The organism is Halomonas maura (genome assembly GCF_030409305.1).
Taxonomy (GTDB): Bacteria; Pseudomonadota; Gammaproteobacteria; order Pseudomonadales; family Halomonadaceae; genus Halomonas; species Halomonas maura.
This window is the reverse complement of the sequence record NZ_JAUFPQ010000033.1, coordinates 1-20,424: the sequence shown is the minus strand read 5'-3', so window position 1 is coordinate 20,424 and position 20,424 is coordinate 1. Positions and strand designations below refer to the sequence as shown.

Annotated in this window: 17 protein-coding genes and 1 other RNA gene; 8 read left to right on the top strand and 10 right to left on the bottom strand. The window is 69.1% G+C overall.

The features are described from left to right. Positions 1-5: 5 nt before the first annotated feature. Positions 6-977, top strand: a complete 972-nt coding sequence (locus QWY76_RS19935) for a CHAD domain-containing protein (RefSeq protein ID WP_290313320.1) — start codon at positions 6-8, stop codon at positions 975-977. A 4-nt stretch (positions 978-981) separates the two neighbouring features. Here the strand turns inward: QWY76_RS19935 and QWY76_RS19930 are convergent, their stop codons facing one another. The 5 genes from QWY76_RS19930 to QWY76_RS19910 all read right to left on the bottom strand — a co-directional run bounded on the left by QWY76_RS19930 (position 982) and on the right by QWY76_RS19910 (position 3,971). After that, entirely contained in the window at positions 982-1,716 is a 735-nt protein-coding gene (locus tag QWY76_RS19930) for a ParA family protein (protein ID WP_290313319.1), read from the bottom strand. 109 nt (positions 1,717-1,825) lie between these two features. Continuing rightward, positions 1,826-2,122: a YqjK family protein gene (locus tag QWY76_RS19925; RefSeq protein ID WP_290313318.1), complete on the bottom strand. Its 297-nt coding sequence runs from the start codon at positions 2,120-2,122 to the stop codon at positions 1,826-1,828. Beyond that, entirely contained in the window at positions 2,106-2,504 is a 399-nt protein-coding gene (locus QWY76_RS19920; protein WP_290313317.1) for a phage holin family protein, read from the bottom strand. Before QWY76_RS19920 ends, QWY76_RS19925 begins: the two co-directional genes overlap by 17 nt. Continuing rightward, positions 2,504-2,860: an ElaB/YgaM/YqjD family protein gene (locus QWY76_RS19915; RefSeq protein ID WP_290313316.1), complete on the bottom strand. Its 357-nt coding sequence runs from the start codon at positions 2,858-2,860 to the stop codon at positions 2,504-2,506. The genes QWY76_RS19920 and QWY76_RS19915 overlap by 1 nt, the downstream gene beginning before the upstream one ends. Before the next feature lie 73 nt (positions 2,861-2,933). After that, positions 2,934-3,971 (bottom strand): phospholipase A, encoded by a 1,038-nt coding sequence (locus QWY76_RS19910; RefSeq protein WP_290313315.1) that lies wholly within the window; start codon positions 3,969-3,971, stop codon positions 2,934-2,936. Between the two features lie 210 nt (positions 3,972-4,181). On the opposite strand from QWY76_RS19910, the gene mscK reads away from it, so the two are divergent. After that, on the top strand, positions 4,182-7,547 hold the full coding sequence (mscK, locus tag QWY76_RS19905) for a mechanosensitive channel MscK (RefSeq protein ID WP_290313314.1): 3,366 nt from the start codon (positions 4,182-4,184) through the stop codon (positions 7,545-7,547). A 6-nt stretch (positions 7,548-7,553) separates the two neighbouring features. On the opposite strand, the gene QWY76_RS19900 is transcribed toward mscK, so the two are convergent. From QWY76_RS19900 to QWY76_RS19890, 3 genes are all read right to left on the bottom strand, one after another. Then, positions 7,554-8,309 (bottom strand): TlyA family RNA methyltransferase, encoded by a 756-nt coding sequence (locus QWY76_RS19900; RefSeq protein WP_290313313.1) that lies wholly within the window; start codon positions 8,307-8,309, stop codon positions 7,554-7,556. A 162-nt stretch (positions 8,310-8,471) separates the two neighbouring features. After that, on the bottom strand, positions 8,472-10,508 hold the full coding sequence (locus QWY76_RS19895; protein ID WP_290313311.1) for a hypothetical protein: 2,037 nt from the start codon (positions 10,506-10,508) through the stop codon (positions 8,472-8,474). Between the two features lie 46 nt (positions 10,509-10,554). Beyond that, entirely contained in the window at positions 10,555-11,778 is a 1,224-nt protein-coding gene (locus QWY76_RS19890; RefSeq protein WP_290313310.1) for an ATP-grasp domain-containing protein, read from the bottom strand. A gap of 243 nt (positions 11,779-12,021) precedes the next feature. On the opposite strand from QWY76_RS19890, the gene ffs reads away from it, so the two are divergent. The 4 genes from ffs (at position 12,022) to cysK (ending at position 15,266) form a co-directional block, all read left to right on the top strand. Next, positions 12,022-12,118: signal recognition particle sRNA small type (ffs, locus tag QWY76_RS19885), an RNA gene on the top strand. Positions 12,119-12,348: 230 nt separating this feature from the next. Further along, complete coding sequence (locus tag QWY76_RS19880; RefSeq protein ID WP_290313309.1) at positions 12,349-13,065, top strand: tellurite resistance TerB family protein; 717 nt, start codon at positions 12,349-12,351, stop codon at positions 13,063-13,065. Positions 13,066-13,219: 154 nt separating this feature from the next. Further along, entirely contained in the window at positions 13,220-14,263 is a 1,044-nt protein-coding gene (locus QWY76_RS19875) for a histone deacetylase family protein (protein WP_290313308.1), read from the top strand. Between the two features lie 31 nt (positions 14,264-14,294). Then, positions 14,295-15,266, top strand: coding sequence for a cysteine synthase A (cysK, locus tag QWY76_RS19870; RefSeq protein WP_290313307.1), 972 nt, complete (start codon positions 14,295-14,297; stop codon positions 15,264-15,266). Between the two features lie 202 nt (positions 15,267-15,468). Here cysK and QWY76_RS19865 read toward each other — a convergent pair whose 3' ends face one another. After that, the gene (locus QWY76_RS19865) at positions 15,469-16,500 is read right to left on the bottom strand and encodes a sodium:calcium antiporter (RefSeq protein ID WP_290313306.1); all 1,032 of its coding nucleotides are present in this window, start codon (positions 16,498-16,500) and stop codon (positions 15,469-15,471) included. 152 nt (positions 16,501-16,652) lie between these two features. Here QWY76_RS19865 and QWY76_RS19860 point away from each other — a divergent pair, with 152 nt between their 5' ends. After that, positions 16,653-17,696, top strand: coding sequence for an endonuclease/exonuclease/phosphatase family protein (locus QWY76_RS19860; protein ID WP_290313305.1), 1,044 nt, complete (start codon positions 16,653-16,655; stop codon positions 17,694-17,696). A gap of 23 nt (positions 17,697-17,719) precedes the next feature. Here QWY76_RS19860 and QWY76_RS19855 read toward each other — a convergent pair whose 3' ends face one another. Beyond that, positions 17,720-18,910: a hypothetical protein gene (locus tag QWY76_RS19855; protein WP_290313304.1), complete on the bottom strand. Its 1,191-nt coding sequence runs from the start codon at positions 18,908-18,910 to the stop codon at positions 17,720-17,722. Positions 18,911-19,176: 266 nt separating this feature from the next. Between QWY76_RS19855 and dnaX the strand changes: the two genes are divergently transcribed. Further along, positions 19,177-20,424, top strand: a 1,248-nt coding sequence (gene dnaX, locus QWY76_RS19850) for a DNA polymerase III subunit gamma/tau (protein WP_290313303.1), incomplete at its 3' end; no start/stop codon positions are given.

Below are 20,424 nucleotides of genomic sequence, written 5' to 3'. Positions count from 1 at the left end.
GCGAGATGGCCAAGGCACTTCACCGTCAGGCGCTGGGGACGGTCGTGGCGAGGGTCGCCGAGGAATTGCTCGACGAGGCGCGGGTGGCGCTGCCCCGCATCCCCGATCCGGCGGATCCCGAGGGGCTCCACGATTTTCGTGTGGCCCTGCGGCGTCTGCGTTCCTGGCTCAAGGCCTACCGGGGGTATCCGGGGATCAAGATCCCCAAGCCGCTGCGCCGTCAGCTGCGTGACCTGGCGAAAGCGACCAATGCCGCCCGGGATGGCGAGGTGATGCTGGCCTGGCTCGACAGCCAGCGGGACGCGCTGCCGGCCGACCAGCGTGGCGCCGTCAGTTGGTGGCAGCGCCGGCTCGAGGCAGAGGTCGAGGCCGCCTATGCCTCGGCGAACCGCACGCTGGCGGACGACTTCCCGCCACTCGAGACGCGCCTGCGGCGTGCCCTCTCGTCGCTGGCCGGCCGCAAGACCCAGGGGCTCACGTTCGGCGAGGCCAGCGCCCGGGAGCTGGCGAGACTGCAGGCGCGGTTGGTCCGCGAGGTGGGGGCCATTGGCTCGGCGGAGGACCGCGAGGCGCTGCATCGACCGCGGATCACCGGCAAGCGCATCCGCTACCTGCTGCGGCCATGGAAGGCGGTATCGCCGGCCTGCAAGGACGCCGAGAAGGCCATGAAGGCCTTCCAGGATGTCTACGGCGTGCTCCATGACGACCTGGTCCGCGAGCCGGCGCTTTGCGAGGTCGCCGCCGCTCATGCCGGGGAGGAGAGTGTCGACCGCCTGTGGCGGGCCGCCCGCGGGGAGCCGACTCGGGCCACGGCGCCGCGTCACCTGCGCGGCTTCCTGGGCCTGGCCCATGGCAATCGCCAGCGGCTGCTGGCGCACTACGCGATCGCCGTCGATCGCCACGGGACCACGGACATGGCCGCGCTGTCGGCGCGGCTGGACGCGGCCGGGGCGGCGATGCGCGGCGAGGCGGGCTGAGCCGTCAGCACAATCGCTGGGCGAGCTCGAGCCACAGCGCGGTGTAGGCCCGGGCAGCGGGGCTGCGAGGGGCGAAGTCGCGCACCGGCCGGCGCTCCAGGCCCATGCGCTCGACCATGCTGGCGGAAGGGATCACCTGGGAGAGCATCAGCGGCCAGCGCTCGTGCAGGGTCGCCATGATCTCGCGGTGCAGGGCCCGGCGACGATCGGCCAGGGTCATGAAGGGCCACAGGGTGCAGGCGATATCATGGTCATCGAGGAAGCCCTGCAGCTGTTCCAGGGTTCTCAGCGACAGCACCGTGGGCACCGCCGGTACCAGCAAGGCATCCACGCTGGAGAAGATGTTCTCCGACAGGTGAGACAGGCTGGGCGGGCAATCGAGGATGACCAGGTCGTAGTCGTGGCGAACGGGCTTGAGGATCTGGCGAAGGTGGCTGTTGCCGCGGTTGGCCAGGTGTTCGTCCATCTCCCGCGAAGCCAGGGCGGCCGGCAGCAGGTGCAGGTTGTCCAGCTCGGTGTGGCGAATCACCTTGCCGAAGGAGGCCTTGCCGTTGACCAGCTTGCCCACCCCACCACGGACGCGCGGCTTGACGCGCAGGTAGTAGCTGGTGGCCGCCTGGGGGTCCAGGTCCCAGAGCAGCACGCGATGCCCGGCCCGCGCAGCCTCGGCCGCCAGGTTCACGGCCGAGGCCGTCTTGCCGACGCCGCCCTTGATGCTGTAGAGGGCCAGCATGCGCATGAACCCTGCTCCCTGTGATGATCCCGATGATGACATCGTTGTCATGCCATCATAACAGGACTGAAACATCGTTAGGTTACAGAGCCATGATAGGCGGCAGGCGGGGGGCTCAGCGGAACCGGGTCAGCAGGCGACGCAGCCGATCCACGGCCAGCGCGCCGACGATCGCCTTTCTCCCCAGCCGGGTCACGCTGCCCGGGCGCCGCGCCACCGGCAGCAGGAGCAGGCCGCCCACCACCAGGAGCGGCACCCGATAACGCCGTACGGCCTGCCAGCCGGCATCCAGCGGACGCGCCGCCGCCTGCCAGCGATCGGCGGCGACCAGCAGGTCCACCCGCTGTTGCTCGATGGTGGCCTCGAGGGCCGCCCGGCGTTCGCGCCGGCTGGGCTCAGTGGTCCGAGTCACGGTGCTTCTCCACCAGTTCGCGGTCCAGGGCCAGGTGCTTGAGGGTGCTCGCCAGCAGGGTGCGCTGGCGGGCCATGCGCATCACCCAGGCGGCCAGCAGCATGCCGCCCAGCAACAGCACGGCGGCACTCGCGCCGATGGCGGTGAGGCGATGGCTTTCCCAGAAGACGACGATGATCAGGGTGGTGAGGGTGCCGAGCCCGAGCAGCAGCAGGATCAGGCTGAGACCGGCCAGCAGGGCGATCGTCACCAGCCGGGCGCGCTCCTCCTCCAGTTCCAGCACGGCGAGACGCAGGCGCGTCTCACCGGTCGCCAGCAGGCTGGACAGCAGCCGCTTGCCGGCCCCGAGCAGTCGCTGAGCCGGTCCCTGGCTCCCCGCCATCAGCGACGCCCGATCAGCATGCCGACCACCACGCCGACGGCGGCGCCGATGCCGATGCTGGTCCAGGGATTGTCGTGGACGTAGCGGTCACAGGCGTCGGCCTGCTGGGTCACGGAGTCTCGCGCATCGTGATAGGCGCGCTCGCCGCGGGCCTCGAGACGGGCACGGGTGTCCTGCAGGCGCTGCTCGGCGCGCGCGCGAAGTTCCTTGATATTGCTGCGCGAGTCATCGGCGGTGGCGCTGACCAGTTCCTCGATGGTCTGGGTCAGGTGATGCAGGTCTTCCTTCAGCTGGCGTGTCGACTCATGGGTGCGAGAGGTGCTCGCTTGTTGGGCTTTGGAGGTGCGCTCGGCCATCGGGTCTTCCTCTGACGGTGAATGACAGCTCCAGCATAGCAGTCGTCATGCCCGCCGTAATATCCCCGGCGGCTCAGGGGGCGAAGGTTCCGGTAGAAAACAGCGGGTTGAGGCTGAAGCCCACGCCGAGTCGCTGCACGCTGTCGTCGTAGTCGATCAGGCTGTCGCCATAGCCATGGTAGTACTGGATGTGGCCGCGGATCTTGCCGAACAGCGGCCAGGAGTAATCCAGCTGGGCGCCCATATGGCCGTTGCCGGGGTTGCCCCGCCACAGCAGGCTGGCCTCCTGATCGCCGAACAGGCGACGTGCCACGGTGACATCCCCGTAGCCCACGTACTTGTGGATGTCGGGGTTGTCGTCCTGGTTCTCGTCCTCGGGGACCCGCCAGTGCGGCGATAGCGACACGGCCCAGTCGTCGTTGATCAAGGTGCTGGTCCAGATGACCCGGTTCCAGCTCCGTGACAGGGGGGCGGATCGCCCGTTGGACTGGTGATTGAGGCTGATGCGGTTGTGGATGTTGGTCCAGCCCGCCAGCGACCAGTTGTTGTCGAAGTCCAGGAAGACCTCGGGCTCGAAGTTGGTTTCCCGGAACGGCGAGGAGGCATCCGCGTTGTAGGCCTGCCACCAGCTGCGCTGGGTATAGCCGAAGAACAGGTCGCCATTGCCGAAGATCAGATCGTCGATCAGATTGAACTTGGCGCTGAACTGGAACTTCATCTCCATCCGGTCGGGGTCCACCTCGTCATTGATGGCACGGAAGGCCTCATCATTGGGCGAGGAGGTATAGGTAAGCGGCAACAGGTAGTTGCGGCGGTGGGTGGTGATGGCGAAGGGGTTGCGATTGGACTCCGCCTCGAGGAGTCGTCGCTTGGCCACCGATTCCTCCAGCTCCTCTTCCTCGAGCGCCGCGGCGGGCAGGGGAGTGGGGTCGGCCGTCTTCAGTTGATCGCGTAGGCCTTCGAGTTCGACCTCCAGGGACTGGATGCGTTCGCGGATCGCCTCCCGTTCGGCGGCACTCGGTGCCTCGCCTCCCTGGGCCAGCGCCTGATGGGCCAGGCCGGTGGTCAGCAGGACGGCAGCGAGTCCGGATCGGTAACGTGGCGGCGTCATGGACAGACTATCCTGGCGGAAGTGAGAATGCCGTTCTACCACGCCGGTGGGGCAAGTCAACTGTGCCCATCCGGCGACTCTAGGCATTGCCTTGCCGGTCTCGGATGTCGAGAATGCCCAGGCATCGCCCATGGTTCCGCCCTCGCCGAGGTTCCCTTGAACGCATTGCCGCGCGCTCTCCGTCCATTCGTCTTTCACATTGTTTGCCTCTTGCTGGTCGGGGGCCTCGCAGCGCTCGCTGCGAACCCGGCGCAGGGGCAGAGCGAGGTCCCGACGCTTCCCGACCCGCAGACCCTGCAGAAACGCCTGTCTGCGCTCACCCCCGAGGAAGGCCAGACCGTCGATGAAGCCACGGCCCGTGACATCGATGCCCTGAGGGCGGCCATCGAGACGCTGGAAGAGCTCGAGGCGGTCAAGGCACAGCTCGCCGAGCTGGAGACCCGCGTCGATCAGGCGCCGGTGGAGCTGCGTGAGCTGCGGCGGGCCCTGGCCTCGGCGCCCGAGGAGGCCACCTCGGCGTCACTGGAGGAACTCGAGTCCCTCGAGCTGAGCGAGCTGGAGACCCGACTCGCCGAGGCCTCCGAGACCCTGCAGGATGCCCAGGATCGGCTGGCCGAGGTAGAGACTCGCCTGCTCGGCACCCAGACCCTTCCCGAGCGGGCCCAGCAGGCCATCACCGAGGCCACCCGCAGCATCGAGGAACACCGTGCCGAGCGCGAGCAGCTGGCCGCGCGTGGCGTCGCCGAGGAGGACGCGCGACGGGTTCTGGTGCGGATCGAACAGGCGCTGGCCGAGCAGCGCCTGAAGCTCCACCAGCGCGAACTGGCCACCAACTCCCGCCTGCGGGAGCTGGCCCAGCAGCGTCGCGAGCTGCTGCAGCGCCGGGTGGCGAGCCAGGAGGCCCATGTCCTGACCCTGCAGCGGCAGCTCGACAGCAAGCGGCGCGAGAAGTCGGAACAGGCGATCGCCCAGGCCGTGCGCGACGAGCCGGAGGGCGTGGCGCGTCATCCGGTCATCGTCGAGGCCCAGCAGGCCAACCGTGAGCTGAGCCTCGAGCTGTTGCGGGTCACCAGCCGGGCCAACGACATGGTCCGGCAGAACCAGGAAGTGCGCCGCCAGCTCGATCGGGTACGCCAGCTCCAACGGGGGTTGAGCGAGCATGTCGAGGCCATCCGCGGTAGCACCCTGCTGTCGCGGATCCTCAGCGAGCAGCGCCGGGCCTTGCCCCAGGTCGAGGTGCGTAGCGGGCTCAAGGACGAGATCGCCGACCTGCGTCTCCAGCAGTTCGACCTGGAGCGCCAGCGCGAGCGATTGAAGGATGCCCAGGAGCAGGCCCGCCAGCGGCTGGCCGATGCCGAGGCGGAGGCGACACCGGCCCTGATCGAACCCCTGGAGCAGCTGCTGCTCGCCCGTCGCGAGCTGCTTGACCAGCTCGAGCCGACCTATGGCGAGATGCTCAGCGCCGCCATCGAACTGCAGCTCAACCAGCAACAGCTGCTGGATACGAGTCGCTCGCTGCGCTCCGCCATCAACGAGCAGCTGTTCTGGGTGGCCAATGCCCAGCCCCTCGACCTCACCTGGCTCATGCGCCTGCCGAGCCACCTGGTGGCCGAGTGGCAAGAGGGCGAGTGGCGTCAGGCCCTGCCCAGGCACTGGGCCATGCCCGACGCCGGGGCCTTGCTGGCCTCACCGGTGTTGCTGCTGGCGGGCGTGCTGCTGGCGCTGCGTCGGCCGATCCGGCGGCGGGTCAAGCGCCTCTACGACGAGGTCGGCCACCTCCGCGCCGACAGCCAGGGGCATACCCCCCTGGCCCTGGCGCTGAACCTGCTGCTGGCCCTGCCGGGGCCGTTGTGTCTGATCGCCTTAGGCCTGGTGCTGACCCTCGGTGGCCAGGCCATTGCCGTGGGGGTCGGCTGGGCATTGCTCCAGCTGTCGCTGACCTGGGCGGTGATCGCCTGGGCACGCCGCCTGCTGGTGCCCGAGGGGGTCGCCACCCGTCATTTCTACTGGCCCGCCGGCTATGCCGCTCGGCTGCGCTGGTGGTTGCTGTGGCTGGCCGTGGCCCTGGTGCCGGTGCTGATGATCGGCACCCTGGCCCGAGATACCGAGATCGACCTTACCCAGCGGCCGCTGGCGATGACGCTGCTGCTGGCGGGTCTGATCGGCATGAGCGTGTCCCTGGCCAAGCTGATCCTGGCCCATACGCCGTTCTTCGGCGTCAAGCTGTTCCGCCTGGTGCTGGGGCTGCTGATGGCCCTGGTACCGCTGATACTGGGGGGGCTGGTCGTCTATGGCTATGCCTATACGGCACTGAGCCTGGTGGGGCGCTTCGTGATCACCCTCTACCTGCTGGGGGTGTGGATCCTGCTGGAGGCCGCGGTGGTACGCGGCCTGGCCGTGGCGGCGCGGCGGCTGGCCTATCGTCGCGCCGTGGCCCGGCGTCGGGCCCTGGCCCAGGAGAGCGGGGACAATGGGGCAGACGTCGTGGAGGAGCCCCCGCTCGACATGCAGCAGGTCAACCAGCAGTCGCTGCGTCTTTCCAAGCTGATCCTGATGATCGGCTTCCTGCTGGTGATCTATCTCGTCTGGTCCGATCTGCTGACCGTGTTCAGCTACCTCGATCGGGTCATGGTGATTGGCGGCGATGGCCAGGAGGGTGCCGACCTGGTGGGGAGCGCGGTGTCGGTCGCCGACGTCTTCGTGGCCCTGCTGGTGGTGGCGCTGACGCTGGTCATGGCGCGCAATCTGCCGGGCCTGCTCGAGGTGATGGTGCTCTCCCGCCTGGAGCTCAAGCAGGGCAGCGCCTACGCCATCAGCTCGCTGCTTTCCTACACCATCGTCGGCACCGGGGTGGTGATGGCGCTGGGCAGCGTCGGCGTGTCATGGAGCAAGCTGCAGTGGCTGGTGGCCGCCCTGGGCGTGGGTCTCGGTTTCGGCCTGCAGGAGATCTTCGCCAACTTCATCTCGGGGCTGATCATCCTCTTCGAGCGGCCGGTGCGGATCGGCGACACCATCACGCTGGGCAACCTCACGGGGACGGTCCACCGCATCCGCATCCGCGCCACCACGGTCACCGACTTCGACCGCAAGGAGATCATCATTCCCAACAAGACCTTCGTCACCGACCAGCTGATCAACTGGTCGCTGTCGGACAACATCACCCGGGTGATCCTGACCTTCGGCGTGGCCTTCGGCTCCGACAACAAGCGGGTCCAGCAACTGCTCTACCAGGCCGCCGAGGAGAATCCCCGGGTACTGGATGACCCCGCGCCCGAGGTCTTCTTCATGCGTTACGGGACCAGCAACCTGGAGTTCGAGCTGCGGATCTACGTCAACAGCCTCGGCGACCGGCTGTTCGCCACCGACGAGATCAATGGCCGGGTCGGCGAGCTGTTCGCCGCGCATGGGCTGGAGATCGCCTTCAACCAGCTGGATGTCTGGCTGCACCGGGCCGATGGCGCCAAGGCGCGGGTCCAGGGGGGGCGCATCAAGGGCGAGCCTCCCGCCAACCCGCCGCCCGGGGCGCACGGTGATCCCGGGGACGTCGGCGATGCCGGTGGGGACGGTGGCCGCTGAGGCGACTCAGTGGCGCCGGGCGTGGAGCAGGAATTCGCGGTTGCCGTCGCCGCCGCGGATGGGACTCTCCCGCCAGTGGCGGACCGTGAAGCCGCAGGCCGCGCAGGCCTCGCGAAGGCGCGCCTCCACCTCGGCGTAGCGGCGGGCATCGGTGACCAGGCCCCGCGGGTTGACCCCGCCGGGACCGACCTCGAACTGCGGCTTGACCAGCGACAGCAACTCGCCTCCGTCGGGCAGCAGGGCGCCCAGTTCGGGCAGGATCAGGGTCTGGGAGATGAAGGAAACGTCCATCACCGCGATCTCCGCCGGGTGGCGGGACAGGGCCGTGGTGAGCCGGGGGTCGTGGCGCATGGCGCGGGCATTGAGCCCCTCCAGGCAGGTGACCCGGGCATCCTCCCGCAGGCCGGTATCGAGCTGGTCGTGGCCCACTTCCACGCCGATCACATGGGCCGCGCCATGCTGCAGGGCGCAGTCGGTGAAGCCGCCGGTGGACTGGCCCACGTCCAGCACCGTCCGGCCCGTCAGGGGCAGCGCCAATGCCTCGAGCAGCGCCTCCAGCTTGAGGCCGGCCCGGGAGACGTAGCGCTCTTCCGGGTCCTCCTCGACCGCCAGGGGCACCGCCTCGGGTAGCTTCTCCCCGGGTCGGGTCAGCACCCGGCCGTCGTCGAGGCGGCGCACCCGTCCATGGCGGATCAGGCGCTGGGCGCGGGTGCGGGAGCGGGCCAGTCCCTGGCGGAGCAGCAGTTGGTCGAGGCGGGGCATGAGGGCCATCCGGCGGCAGCGAAGGCGGCATTATGCCATATCGCCCGGCCACGACGGGAAGGGGGCGCCCGTGGCAGTGTGCGACGGCCGAGGGCGAAACCCGTGATCCCCCGCGGGCCGGCCCGCGGCGGGGCCCCCGTTGGCGGAAAGGTGGCGGGTGGGTCAGGGGCCCTCGTCGGCTTGCAGCCCGGTGGGCGGCAGGCGATCGGCGCCCCAGCTGCGCTGGAGGTAGCCGACCACCTCGTCGAGCTCCACCTGGCTGACCTTGGCCAGCTCGCCGCGCTCCAGGGGATCATAGTGGAAGATGTAGAGCCGCGAGGCGAACTGCTCGAAGGGCAGCGAGGCCTCGCCGAAGCGCTCGCCGTGGCCGGCGGTGCTGACACGGACCCCATCGCCCCAGTCCTGGCCGCTGTCGTTGTTGGGGTTGTAGAAGTAGACCCGCATCACGTCCGAGGGGTCCAGGTTGACCCGCAGCAGGGTGATGGCATGCCAGCCGATGAAGCGGGCGGCGCTGTCGGTGACGGCGATGCCCGCCGGTTGCGGGTGGATCAGTGGCTGATTGCCGTTGTAGTAGGGGTGGTAGCTGGCATAGAAGTGGCGCAGGAAGGCGTCCAGGTCATGCAACTGGCCGCTGGCCACGTCCACGTTGATGCGAAAGCCGCGGCCCGACCACCAGCCATGGAATTCGGGGTTCACCCAGCGGTGCGGGTCGCCCTCGCGGCCGATGCAGCGCCGCCCCATCTCGGCATAGATGCGATCCAGGTGCGGGACCACGATCAGCGAGACCGGGTCCAGGTCCATGGGCAACTCGCCCGAGACCCCCGCCAGGCTGGCCATCGAGGACAGTGGCATGCCCTCGAAGTGCATGATGATCTCGTCGTCGCGGGCCGCCCAGGCGACCATCTGCAGCAGATAGTCCGGGTCGTTGTAGGCCCACATCGACAGGGCTCTCGCCGACTGGCAGGTGGGGTTGTTGCCCTGGCCGACCCCCAGCGGCAGGCCCAGCATGCACAGCACCCCCTCGAGCAGTCGGGCGCGGGGCGAGATCGTCTCGCCGAAGGCCAGGTTGAGGCGCAGCTGCGACCACTCGGAGACCGGCAGCCCCAGCTGGCGCCACATGGCCGGGGCCACGGGGGGCTGGTAGAGGATGCCGCGCTCGAGCATCAGGGCCAGGCCGTAGGCCGCCTGGGGGGTGGCGGCATGGACCCCGGCACGGATCAGGGCATGCACCAGGTCGCGGTAGCACAGCAGGCAGTCGCGCCCGGTGGAGGAGAGGCCCAGCGCCTCGGAGATGAGGTGATCGCTGTGCTCGGTGAGGTGGCGCAGCAGCACCGGGTGGTAGGCCGAGACCAGGCCGGTGTCATGCATGGAGCGGGCGAAGCCGGTGGCCTCCGCCTGGAGGGCGGTGGTGTCCATGCTCGACAGGCGCTCGCGATACACCTCGAGGCCGGGATCCTCCCGGCTGGCCTGGGTAGGCCCGAACAGCGAGCTGACCAGGCGATCGGCGCCCTGGCCGCTGGCGCCCAGGTCGATGGCCGGGTTGGCCTGGCAGATGGCGATCTGGGTGATCATCTGCTTGACCGATTCCACCTGGATCGGCCGTTGCTGCAGGATCCGCCAGATCTCCTCGATCAGTTTGTCGATGATGTGTTCATAGCCGATGCGTCGCGCCAGGTGCTGGAACAGCTGGCGGGGCAGCTGGGCCAGCCGGCCCTGGGTCTCGCGTTCGGCCTCGGTCGGGGCGCCGAACAACAGCCACAGGTTGAGCGCCATCACCTGGGTGAGGTAGTGGTGGGCCTGCTCGGACGAGACCAGGGGATGCAGCAGATCGCCCTTGGCCACGGCCAGCAGGCGCAGCTCGCTCAGCGCCTCCACCACCACGGTGTTGGCATCGGGGCTCTTCAGCGCCTGGGTGGTCAGCGAGGGCACCAGGTACTGGGGGGTGGCCCAGTCGGAGCCCTGGAACACCCCCGCCGCCTCGAGCCTCTCGGCACGGGCTTCCACCGCGGCACAGCCCCCGTCGAGCAGCATGACCCGGCGGGCCGTGTCCAGCACCCGGGGCAGCTTGCCCGGCTTGGCGAAGTCTCGTGCCGAGGCCAGCAGTTCGATGGCCTCGTCGAGCTTCACCAGCAGGCCGGTGAGCTTGTCCGAGGTGGCGGAAGCCAGGCTTCCGCGTTGATCGTCAGGTTGCGTCGTCACGCCGACTCCTCGTCGTCAGGCTGTCATGCATCTCATGACGCCCCCTTCAGACATAGAAATCAAGCTCTTCCTGATGCTTGAGGAGATCGCGCAGGCGATGCGGGTCATCGCCCTTGAAGTACACCAGGCCCCAGTGGGTGCCGAAGGCGGTACGCTTGGTCACCGTCTCTTCCATGGGCGTGGTCAGCTCGTGGGACTCGAAATAGGGGTCTTCCTCGACCTCCTCGGGAATCTCCAGGCGGCTGACCACCCGGCGGCGCGGATAGACCCCGAAGCAGCCGGCGAAGCCGTCGGCATCGACCACTTCCTTCGGGAAGAACGCCTTGACCTCCTCCGCGGTGGCCTTGGGATCGAAGACCAGTATGCTGGCCTGGTAGGCATTGAAGCCGTAGACCCGCTCCAGCAGCTCGAAGACCTTGAACCCGGGCGGCCGGTAGGCGACCTCGCCGAAGTACATCTCGCCGTCGCTGGTGACGAAGTACTCGGGGTGGATCAGGCCGAACTCGATGTCGAAGGTCTTGATCAGCTTCTCGATCTGGGCCGTGATCTGGGGACGGTACTTCTCCAGCTCCGGCGAGGCGGGCACGAACACCGAATAGCCCAGGGTCACGTACTCGGAGATGTTGAGGAAGGCGATCTTGCCGTTATGGATCCAGGCCTCCACCGCGAACTCCCAGCCGTCCAGGTGCGACTCCATCAGCACCGGGAATTCCTCCTCGGGGATGGTATCGACCTCGTCGGGGGTGCGGATCACCCGGTGACCGAGACAGCCGGCCTTGTCGAAGGCCTTGAGATGGATCGGGTCGTTGGGGTCGCCATCCAGCTTGAGCAGCGTCTGGTTGACCCGCTTGAGGAAACGGATGACGTCTTCCTTGTCGTGGGCCTCCTCGAAGATCCCCACGCGGATCCCGCCCAGCTGGGCGCGGCGCTTCATCAGGGCCTTGTCGCGCAGCAGCAGCGACTGACCGTAGAGGCGGGGGCTGTCGAGCAGCACCGAGTTGATGGCGCCGGCCCATTCCACGGTCTCCTCGAACAGCGGAATCGCCACGTTGACGCCCATCTCCTTGAGGGTCTCGGCGATCTCCATGGAGCGGTCGTTGAGGCGCTCGAAGTTCCAGGATACATAGGGGATGTCGTGCTGCTTGCAGTAGTCTTCCGCCCAGTCCGGCGCCACCACGACATAGCGTCGATCGAAGTTCTCGGCGGCTTCGATGGCATTCAGGCTCCAGCCAAGCAGGGCGATATAGCCCTTGTTGGGATCCTTTTTCATGGTGCGCCTCCTGTTCGGAAATATGGAAAACTCCCCGCGACCGTCCCGGGCGGGAAGCATGAACCATCTCTCACCTTACATCAGAGGAACGCTTCTCACATCCTTGTGGTCAACGCGGCGCGGACGCACCGACAGACAATCGTGCCTTGCTCACGACGCGCCCCCTTGGTATAGTGCGCGGCGTTCGACAAGTGCTTGATCCAACGTCGACTTCGGCGCATTCAGTGCCCGCTGTGGTGGCCCCGTCGGTCCTCCCGCAACGCTAAGCCGCAAACCCCGCCAGGCCCGGAAGGGAGCAACGGTAGTGGTGGACGCGTGTGCCGGGATGTGGCTGTCGGGGCCGCCTCCATTTGCGGCCTCCCGATCCTTCTCCTGGCCGTCACCTCCCCCGGCTCTTGTCTTGCCCTGCTTGACAGCCCCCGCGAGCGTTCGCGCCCGCTTAGCCCCTCGTGACCGCTGGCCGCCCCGTGTCCTCGAGGCGCCGCCCCAGTTCCCGATGCCGGCCGGACGATGAAACGAACGCCGAGGGATGCTATCGAAGGGGATGCCCTCATCGACAAGGAGATCCTGATGAACGCCAAGCGAATTTTCGACCAGTTGATGCAGCAGGCCGGTGGTCAACGCCGCCAGGGCGGTGTCGACGTGCAGGGCCTGGTGGATGGCCTGTCGTCCCAGCTCAAGGGCGGGGGCGGCTCGGGCGGGAGCGCCGGCCAGGGCGGTGGTGTCGACATCAAGAGCCTGCTCGGCGGCGGGGCCATGGGCCTGCTGGTCGGCTCCAAGCGTGGCCGCAAGCTTGGCGGCAAGGCGCTCAAGTACGGCGCCATCGCCGGGGCCGGCATGCTGGCCTGGAAGGCCTGGCAGAATACCCGGGGCGGTGCCTCGGCGGACGAGGCTCACGAGGGGCAGCCCATGGAGCGCCTGCAAGGGGAGGTCCAGGAGCAGCGCAGCCTGGCGCTGCTGCAGGCGATGATCATGGCCGCCCGGGCCGATGGCCATATCGACGAGCGTGAGCGGGCTCGGATCACCGAGCAGATCGACGCCCTCGGTGCCGATGACGACCTGCATGCCTGGATCGAGCGGCAGCTCACGGCGCCGCTGGATGCCCTGGCCCTGGCGCGCCAGGCCGACTCGCCCCAGGCGGCCCGGGAGATGTACCTGGTCAGCGTGGCGGTGATCGATGACCAGGACCCCATGGAGCGTGCCTGGCTCGACCAGTTGGCCTCGGGCCTGGAACTGGACGAGACCATGAAGCAGGAGCTCGAGCGCCAGGCCCTGCCGGCGAGCTGAGTCGTCGCCGCCCCGGAAGGCTCAATGTCCGGCGCTCTGGGGTGTCACACCCCGCGCACCGGTGGCAAGCTAGCGGGTCGGGGAGCCCCATGTTGCCGGTCGATCGGCCCGGGCGGTCTCGCCGCATTCGATCCAGACAGGGGCAGGGCGTGACATGTTGACCTTCTACAGTGACCAGACCCTCCGGCGCCGGGCGCGCACCGAGCTGGATGGCGGGCGCCTGGTGGTGCCCTACGAGAGTCCCGAGCGGGTCGAGCTGGTGCTCAAGCGGGTGCGCGAGGTCGGCCTTGGTGAGGTGCGCGAGCCCGGGAGCTTCGGCCTGGCACCGGTGCTGGCCGTGCACGATCGCGGCTATGTGGACTTCATCGCCGGCTGCTGGGACGAGTGGCAGGCGGCGGGGCGGACCGGCGAGGCCATCGCCTGGATCTGGCCGACGCGGAGGCTGCGTGACGACGTGATCCCCGAGCATATCGATGGTCGCCTGGGCCACTATGCTCAGTCCGCCGATACCTCGATCTGCGCGGGTACCTTCGAGGCCGCCACGGCCAGCAAGGACATCGCGCTGTCCGCCATGGCGCATACCCTGGCGACCGGCGAGCCGAGCTTCGGGCTGTGCCGGCCGCCGGGCCACCACGCTGCCAGTGACCAGTTCGGGGGCTACTGCTTCTTCAACAATGCCGCCATCGCCGCCCAGCATGCCCTCGATCAGGGCGCGGCCCGGGTGGCCGTGCTGGATGTCGACTTCCACCATGGCAACGGCACCCAGGAGATCTTCTACGCCCGGGACGACGTGCTCTTCGCCTCGCTGCACGGCGACCCGCGCAGCTGCTTCCCCTACTTCCTCGGCCACGCCGACGAGACCGGGTGCGGGCGAGGGCAGGGCTACAACCTCAACTACCCCATGGCGCCGGGCACCGCCTTCGACGCCTGGTCCCGGGCCCTGGATGACGCCTTGGGGCGCATCCGCGCCGCCGGCTGCGAGGTGCTGGTGGTCTCGCTCGGGGTGGACGCCTTCGAGCACGACCCGATCAGCGCCTTCAAGCTGACCAGCGACGACTTCACCGAACTCGGCCGACGCCTCGCCACCCTGGGCCTGCCCACGACCTTCCTGCTCGAGGGCGGCTACGCGGTGGCAGCGATCGGCATCAATGCCGTCAACGTGTTGAGCGGCTTCGAGGCCGCCTCCCGCGAGGCCTGACGGCCCATCATCCCAGGAAAAGGAGTGTTTCATGGCGCGAATCTTCGACGACAACTCGCAGTCGATCGGCAATACCCCGCTGGTGCGGCTCAACCGGGTCAACGAGGGCGCGACGATCTGGGCCAAGATCGAGGGGCGCAACCCCGCCTACTCGGTGAAGTGCCGCATCGGTGCGGCGATGATCTGGGATGCCGAGGAGCGTGGCGCCCTCAAGCCCGGCATGACCATCATCGAGCCCACCAGCGGCAATACCGGCATCGCCCTGGCCTTCGTGGCCGCCGCCCGGGGCTATCCGCTGGTGCTGACCATGCCGTCCTCCATGAGCCTGGAGCGGCGCAAGGTGCTCAAGGCGCTGGGCGCCGAGCTGGTGCTCACCGAGCCGGCCAAGGGCATGCCCGGGGCGATCGCCAAGGCCGAGGAGCTGGCCGAGGCGGAACCGGGCAAGTACTTCCTGCCCCAGCAATTCGAGAACCCGGCCAACCCGCGGATCCACGAGACCACCACCGGCCCCGAGATCTGGGAGGATAGCGATGGCGAGATCGATATCCTGGTGGCCGGGGTGGGCACCGGCGGCACCCTGACCGGCGTGTCCCGCCACATCAAGCAGACCCGCGGCAAGGCGATCACCACCGTGGCCGTGGAACCCGTCGACTCGCCGGTGATCACCCAGGCGCGCAACGGGCAGACGCTGACGCCGGCCCCCCACAAGATCCAGGGCATCGGCGCCGGGTTCGTGCCCGCCAACCTGGACATGTCGCTGGTGGATCAGATCGAGACCGTGGACAACGACGAGGCGATCGCCATGGCCCATCGGCTGATGCAGGAGGAGGGCATCCTCTGCGGCATCTCCTGTGGCGCCGCCATGGTCGCCGCGCTGCGCATCGCGCGCCAGCCCGAGCACCAGGGCAAGAACATCGTCGTGGTGCTGCCGGACAGCGCCGAGCGCTACCTCACCTCGGCGCTCTTCGCGGGCCGCTTCGGCGAGCAGGAAACCGTCCAGTAGGCCGTTCCCGGCGTCCTTCGGGCCGCCGGGCCTGTCGCCTAGGAGCCTGTCGGATTTGACCGATCGTCACGAGATTCCCGGATTTCGAGTCAACTTTATCGATCTGTTGAGGCGAATAGCGTGCTATTTAACGAAGCAGATCGAATGAAGTTGGCCGAAAGCCCGGGAATCGCAGTAGGTCAGCGTTAAGTCCGACAGGCTCCTAGCGGGGCGGCAGGCTCGGCACCCAGTCCACGGCCCCGAAGGTCTCCGCGCCGATCCAGGCCAGGAAGCCTGCATAGAGCACCAGCAGGGCCACGCACTCCGGTCGCGTCAGTACCATGCCGGTACGCATCATCAGGAACAGCGCCACGGTGGCGCCGGTGAGGGCGGCCATCATCGGCGCGGCGATGGAGAAGTTGACCACGGCGGTGCCGGCGATCAGCACCCCGGCGGGAATGCATACCAGCAGGTCGAAGGTATTGCTGCCCAGCACGTTGGCGATGCTGGTCACCCCGCGGCCCTGGCGGGCGGCGCGGATGGAGACGAAGGCATCGGGGATCGAGGTGCCGGCGGCGACCACCGTGATGCCCCACAGGAAACTCGGCGTGCCGAAGATCTCGCCGAAATGGATGGCCGCCTGGACCAGCCCCTCCACGCCGACCACGATCACCCCCAGCGACAGCGCGAGCCGGGCCCACTCGCGTCCGGGACGGATGTCCCGGGCATCCACCTCCGCCTCGTACTCCAGGGTGTCCTGGTACTGCACGAACAGGTAGAGCCCGTAGAGTGCCACCGGCATCAGGGCCAGCCAGCGGGTCATTTCGCCACGGATGGCGCCGGCGTCGTCGGGCACGGGGTGGTAGATGGCGGCGAAGGAGAAGGTCAGCGTCAGCACTGCCACCGCGATCATGTAGAACTGGGCCTCCTTGTAGACCAGGTCGCGGTTGGCGGTCAGCGCCTGGTGGCTGGCCAGGCCGGAGACGGCGGGGATCACCAGGATGTTGAACAGCGCCGAGCCGACGATGGCCGCCACGCCCAACTCGAATTCCCCGTGCAGCAGGGTCGAGATCACGGTGGTGGAGAGTTCCGGAAAGCTCGACCCCACCGCGACCACGATGGCGCCCTGCACGATATCGGGGAGCCGATAATGGGCCGAGAGGCGCTCGCTGCTGCTCTCGAGCAGCCCGCTGCCCTTCCAGACGATGGCCGTGGCGATCACGGCGACGAGGGTCCAGGTCAGTATGGCGATCATGCGGTCCGTCCCTTTTCCGCTGTTGCTGTGGCCCGTGGGGCGCCCTCAGCCTAACAGACCGACCTGGCCTCGCCGGCCCTTTCCCGAGCCTGCCGCTATTGCACTGCCCGATGCGGCGCTGCAGGATGGCGCCCTTTGTCGGAGGGAAGGGCATGCAACGTCTTGCCATGGCGGCGGTTCTCGCCGTGCTGTCGGTGTCGGCCAGGGCCGATGCGGTGGTCGGCAGCTGGAACATCGAGCATCTCGGCTGGAACAACGACAAGCGCGTCGACCTGATCGCCCGGGTGGCCGACCACTTCGACCTGCTGGCGGTACAGGAACTGATGGACCCGGCGGCGCTGGGGCGGCTGGAGCGGGCCCTCGAGGCCGCCTCGGGCGAGCCCTGGTCGGCCATGGCCAGCCACGCGCTGGGGCGTGGCCGCTACCAGGAGCATTACGGCTTCCTGTGGCGGGAGGCCGAGGTCGAGTACCTCGACGGGGCGGTGGTGTACCTCGACCCTGGCGACGTGTTCGCCCGGGAGCCCTATTCGGCGCGGTTTCGCGACCGCCAGAGCGGCGAGGCCTTCGTGGCCGCCTCGGTGCACGTGATCTATGGCGAGGGTATCGACGATCGCCTGCCGGAGATCGCCGCCCTGGCCGACTACTGGCAGTGGCTCGCCGAGGCCCATCCCGAGACTCCCCGCCTGCTGATGGGCGACTTCAACCTGCCGGCGGACCACGCGGCCTGGGCGCCGCTGCGCGCGCTGGGCGCGGTGCCGGCCCTCGCCGACCAGGCGACCACCCTCTCCGAGGCCGACGGGCGCTACGCCAGCCGCTACGACAATATCTGGTATCGCCCGGACCGCCTGAGTCCCGCCGACCTCGGCATGGTGCGCTTTCCCGCCCTGGTGGGCCTCGACCATGCGCGGGCCCGGGAGCGCGTCTCGGACCATGCCCCGGTCTACCTGGCCCTGCACGGTGGCCGGCTGAAGATCCCGGCCAGGGGCGACGCCGCCGAGATGGCGGCCCGGTGTGTCGACCTCAACGCCAGTGCTCGGGCCGCGCTGGAGACCCTGCCCCATGTCGGCCCGGCGCGGGCCGCGGCCATCGTCGCCGGGCGTCCCTGGCACGACGCCGCCGAGCTGACGCGTATCCGCGGCATCGCCGGCGCTCGGCTCGCCGAGATCCGTGGCAGCGGCCGGCTGTGCGAGCCCTGAGGGCGCCTGGCATCGCGCCGCGCTCAACCCTCGCCCGGGGTGGGCCCGGCGCGCCGGCCGAGCCAGCGGCGGTGGTCGAGCCGCCAGATGAGCCGGAAGCCCTTGAGCAGCAGGACGAGCATGGCCAGGGGCAGCAGCAGGGTCCGGAACACGAACAACGCCATCAGGGTCAGCATGGCGGTGATCGACCCCTCCACCCGGCCGGAGAGGGCCTCGAGGCTCGCCGCGTCGCGCAGCGAGGCGAGCCGCGCCGTCAGGCCGGACAGCCAGCCCTCGTCCGGCTCGCCGCTCAGGGTCTGGCGGGTCTCGGCGATCTGCGCCTCGAGCCGCTCCCATCGCTCGTCGAGGCGGCGCTGCGCCTCGCGGCTCTCGTCCCGCCGTTCGCGCCGTGCATCCAGACGCCGCTCCAGGCGTGCCTGGGCGGGGTCCTCGTGGAAGACGTTGAGCCGCTCGACGAGCCCCATCTGGCCCTCGCGGTGGGCCAGCTCGGTGTTGGCCCGGCCCACCGCGGCCCTGGCCGCCTGCAGGCGCCGCCGGCCCTCGGCCCGCTCGGCCGCCAGACGCTGCCTGTCCGCCTCGAACCCGGCCAGGCGCTCCTCGAGCGCGTCCCGGGAGCGTTCGTCCAGCGCCGCGCGGCCCTCCAGCCCGGCGATGTCACTGGCCAGCTCGTCGACGGTGGCCATGTTGGCCTCGGCCCGGGCGTCGATGACCGCCTGGTCGACCAGGCCGTTGAGCAGCATCGCGACGACGAACAGGAAGCGGGCGAGCGAGGCCAGCAGGAAGGCCTTGAGGAAGACGGGCGCATGGCGTCCCCCTCGCAGGAACAGGCTGAGGACCAGCAGCAGGCCGCCCAGGGTCAGCAGCAGCTTGAACGCCTCGGTGGAGACGATCTCGACCAGCACCTTCTGGGTGACCAGGGAACCGATCGACAGCTGCATGACATCCGCGTAGTCCTCGACCATGTCGTTCAGTGGATCGAGCATCTCCAGCGGCTGGGTGCTGGCCACCCCGACGCCCACCTCGGTGGATTGCAGCACCGAGATGCCGCCATTCAGGGCGCGGGCGGTGGCGAAGGCGGCCAGGGCCTGGACCATGGCGGCATCGACATAGGCCTCCGTGCGGCGGTCGGCGGTATCCAGCCAGGACATCAGCACCATGGCGGCGACCATGAGGCAGAGAACGGCCGTGCGGAACCGGGGCGAGGGTCTGTCCATCGGGTGTCCTGACTGTCGTGCCTGAAGGGGCGGCCGCGGGCGCCGGCGTGGGCCACGGCGATGGCGCCACTGTGGCGCGCCGGCGGAGGCGGCGCAAGCCCGGGGGCAGCCGCCATCGCCGGCCGGGACGGCCCCGACCTTTGCGCCTCGGCCGCCACCCGGTAGAATGAAGCGACTTTCCCCGGGCCTGTCGGCGAGCGAGTCTCGCCCCGGCGGGTTGACGTGTTCGGCTGCCAGCCAGCCCAGCTGCAAGGATTCCGAGCTGCATGAGCTATCAGGTTCTGGCCCGCAAGTGGCGGCCGCGTACCTTCCATGAACTGGTCGGCCAGGAGCACGTCCAGCGTGCCCTGGTCAACGCCCTGGATCAGGGCCGGCTGCACCATGCCTACCTGTTCACCGGGACCCGCGGCGTGGGCAAGACCACGCTGGCGAGGATCCTCGCCAAGTGCCTGAACTGCACTGCCAATGGGCGGGGCGACGAGGGCGTGACCTCCACCCCTTGCGGCCAGTGCCCGAGCTGTGAGGCCATCGACCAGGGGCGCTTCGTCGACCTGATCGAGGTCGACGCCGCCTCGCGCACCAAGGTGGAGGACACCCGCGAGCTGCTCGACAACGTGCAGTACGCACCGACCCAGGGGCGCTACAAGGTGTACCTCATCGACGAGGTGCACATGCTCTCCACCAGCAGCTTCAATGCGCTGCTCAAGACCCTGGAAGAGCCACCGCCCCACGTGAAGTTCCTGCTGGCGACCACCGACCCGCAGAAGCTGCCGCCCACGGTGCTGTCGCGCTGCCTGCAGTTCACCCTCAAGCACATGCCGCCGGAGCGTATCGTCGGTCACCTCTCCACGGTACTCGAGGCCGAGGCGGTACCCTTCGAAGAGAGCGCCCTGTGGCTGCTGGGCAAGGCGGCCGAGGGCTCCATGCGCGACGCCATGAGCCTGACCGACCAGGCCATCGCCTTCGGTCAGGGCGAGGTGCGCCATGCCGACGTGGCGGCCATGCTCGGCACCCTGGACCATCGCCACGTGCTGGCGCTGCTCGAGGCGCTGGCCGAGGTCGACGCCGCCCGGGTGCTCGCCGAGGTGGCGGCCCTGGCCGAGCAGGGCCCGGATTTCGCCGGCGTGCTCGACGACGTCACCGGCGTGCTGCATCGCCTGGCCGTGGCCCAGATGGTGCCCGAGGCCCTGGACAACGGTCACGGCGACCGTGAGACGCTGCTGGCGCTGGCCTCGCGCTTCACCGCCGAGGACATCCAGCTCTATTATCAGATCGGCATCCAGGGCCGCGGCGACATGGCCCACGCCCCCGATCTGCGCACCGCCCTGGAGATGACCCTGCTGCGCATGCTGGCCTTCCGGCCCCAGGGCGTGCCCAAGCCGGCACAGACGCCGCTGCCGTTGCGCGGCGACCCCGGCTCGCCGCCGGCCAGCCAGGGCGAGGCCCCGGCCAGTGCGCCGCCGGCTTCCCAGGCCGTGCCCGCCGCGGCGCCGGCATCAGCCGGGCCGGCCGCC

Bases quoted from the DNA above. Each gene is read 5' to 3' on its own strand.
- QWY76_RS19880 (WP_290313309.1), top strand. From the start codon at position 12,349: ATGAACGCCAAGCGAATTTTCGACCAGTTGATGCAGCAGGCCGGTGGT.
- QWY76_RS19920 (WP_290313317.1), bottom strand. From the start codon at position 2,504: ATGGCGGGGAGCCAGGGACCGGCTCAGCGACTGCTCGGGGCCGGCAAG.
- QWY76_RS19890 (WP_290313310.1), bottom strand. From the start codon at position 11,778: ATGAAAAAGGATCCCAACAAGGGCTATATCGCCCTGCTTGGCTGGAGC.
- QWY76_RS19935 (WP_290313320.1), top strand. From the start codon at position 6: ATGGCCAAGGCACTTCACCGTCAGGCGCTGGGGACGGTCGTGGCGAGG.
- QWY76_RS19855 (WP_290313304.1), bottom strand. From the start codon at position 18,910: ATGGACAGACCCTCGCCCCGGTTCCGCACGGCCGTTCTCTGCCTCATG.
- QWY76_RS19915 (WP_290313316.1), bottom strand. From the start codon at position 2,860: ATGGCCGAGCGCACCTCCAAAGCCCAACAAGCGAGCACCTCTCGCACC.
- cysK (WP_290313307.1), top strand. From the start codon at position 14,295: ATGGCGCGAATCTTCGACGACAACTCGCAGTCGATCGGCAATACCCCG.
- QWY76_RS19865 (WP_290313306.1), bottom strand. From the start codon at position 16,500: ATGATCGCCATACTGACCTGGACCCTCGTCGCCGTGATCGCCACGGCC.
- QWY76_RS19875 (WP_290313308.1), top strand. From the start codon at position 13,220: ATGTTGACCTTCTACAGTGACCAGACCCTCCGGCGCCGGGCGCGCACC.
- QWY76_RS19930 (WP_290313319.1), bottom strand. From the start codon at position 1,716: ATGCGCATGCTGGCCCTCTACAGCATCAAGGGCGGCGTCGGCAAGACG.
- QWY76_RS19860 (WP_290313305.1), top strand. From the start codon at position 16,653: ATGCAACGTCTTGCCATGGCGGCGGTTCTCGCCGTGCTGTCGGTGTCG.
- QWY76_RS19900 (WP_290313313.1), bottom strand. From the start codon at position 8,309: ATGCCCCGCCTCGACCAACTGCTGCTCCGCCAGGGACTGGCCCGCTCC.
- QWY76_RS19910 (WP_290313315.1), bottom strand. From the start codon at position 3,971: ATGACGCCGCCACGTTACCGATCCGGACTCGCTGCCGTCCTGCTGACC.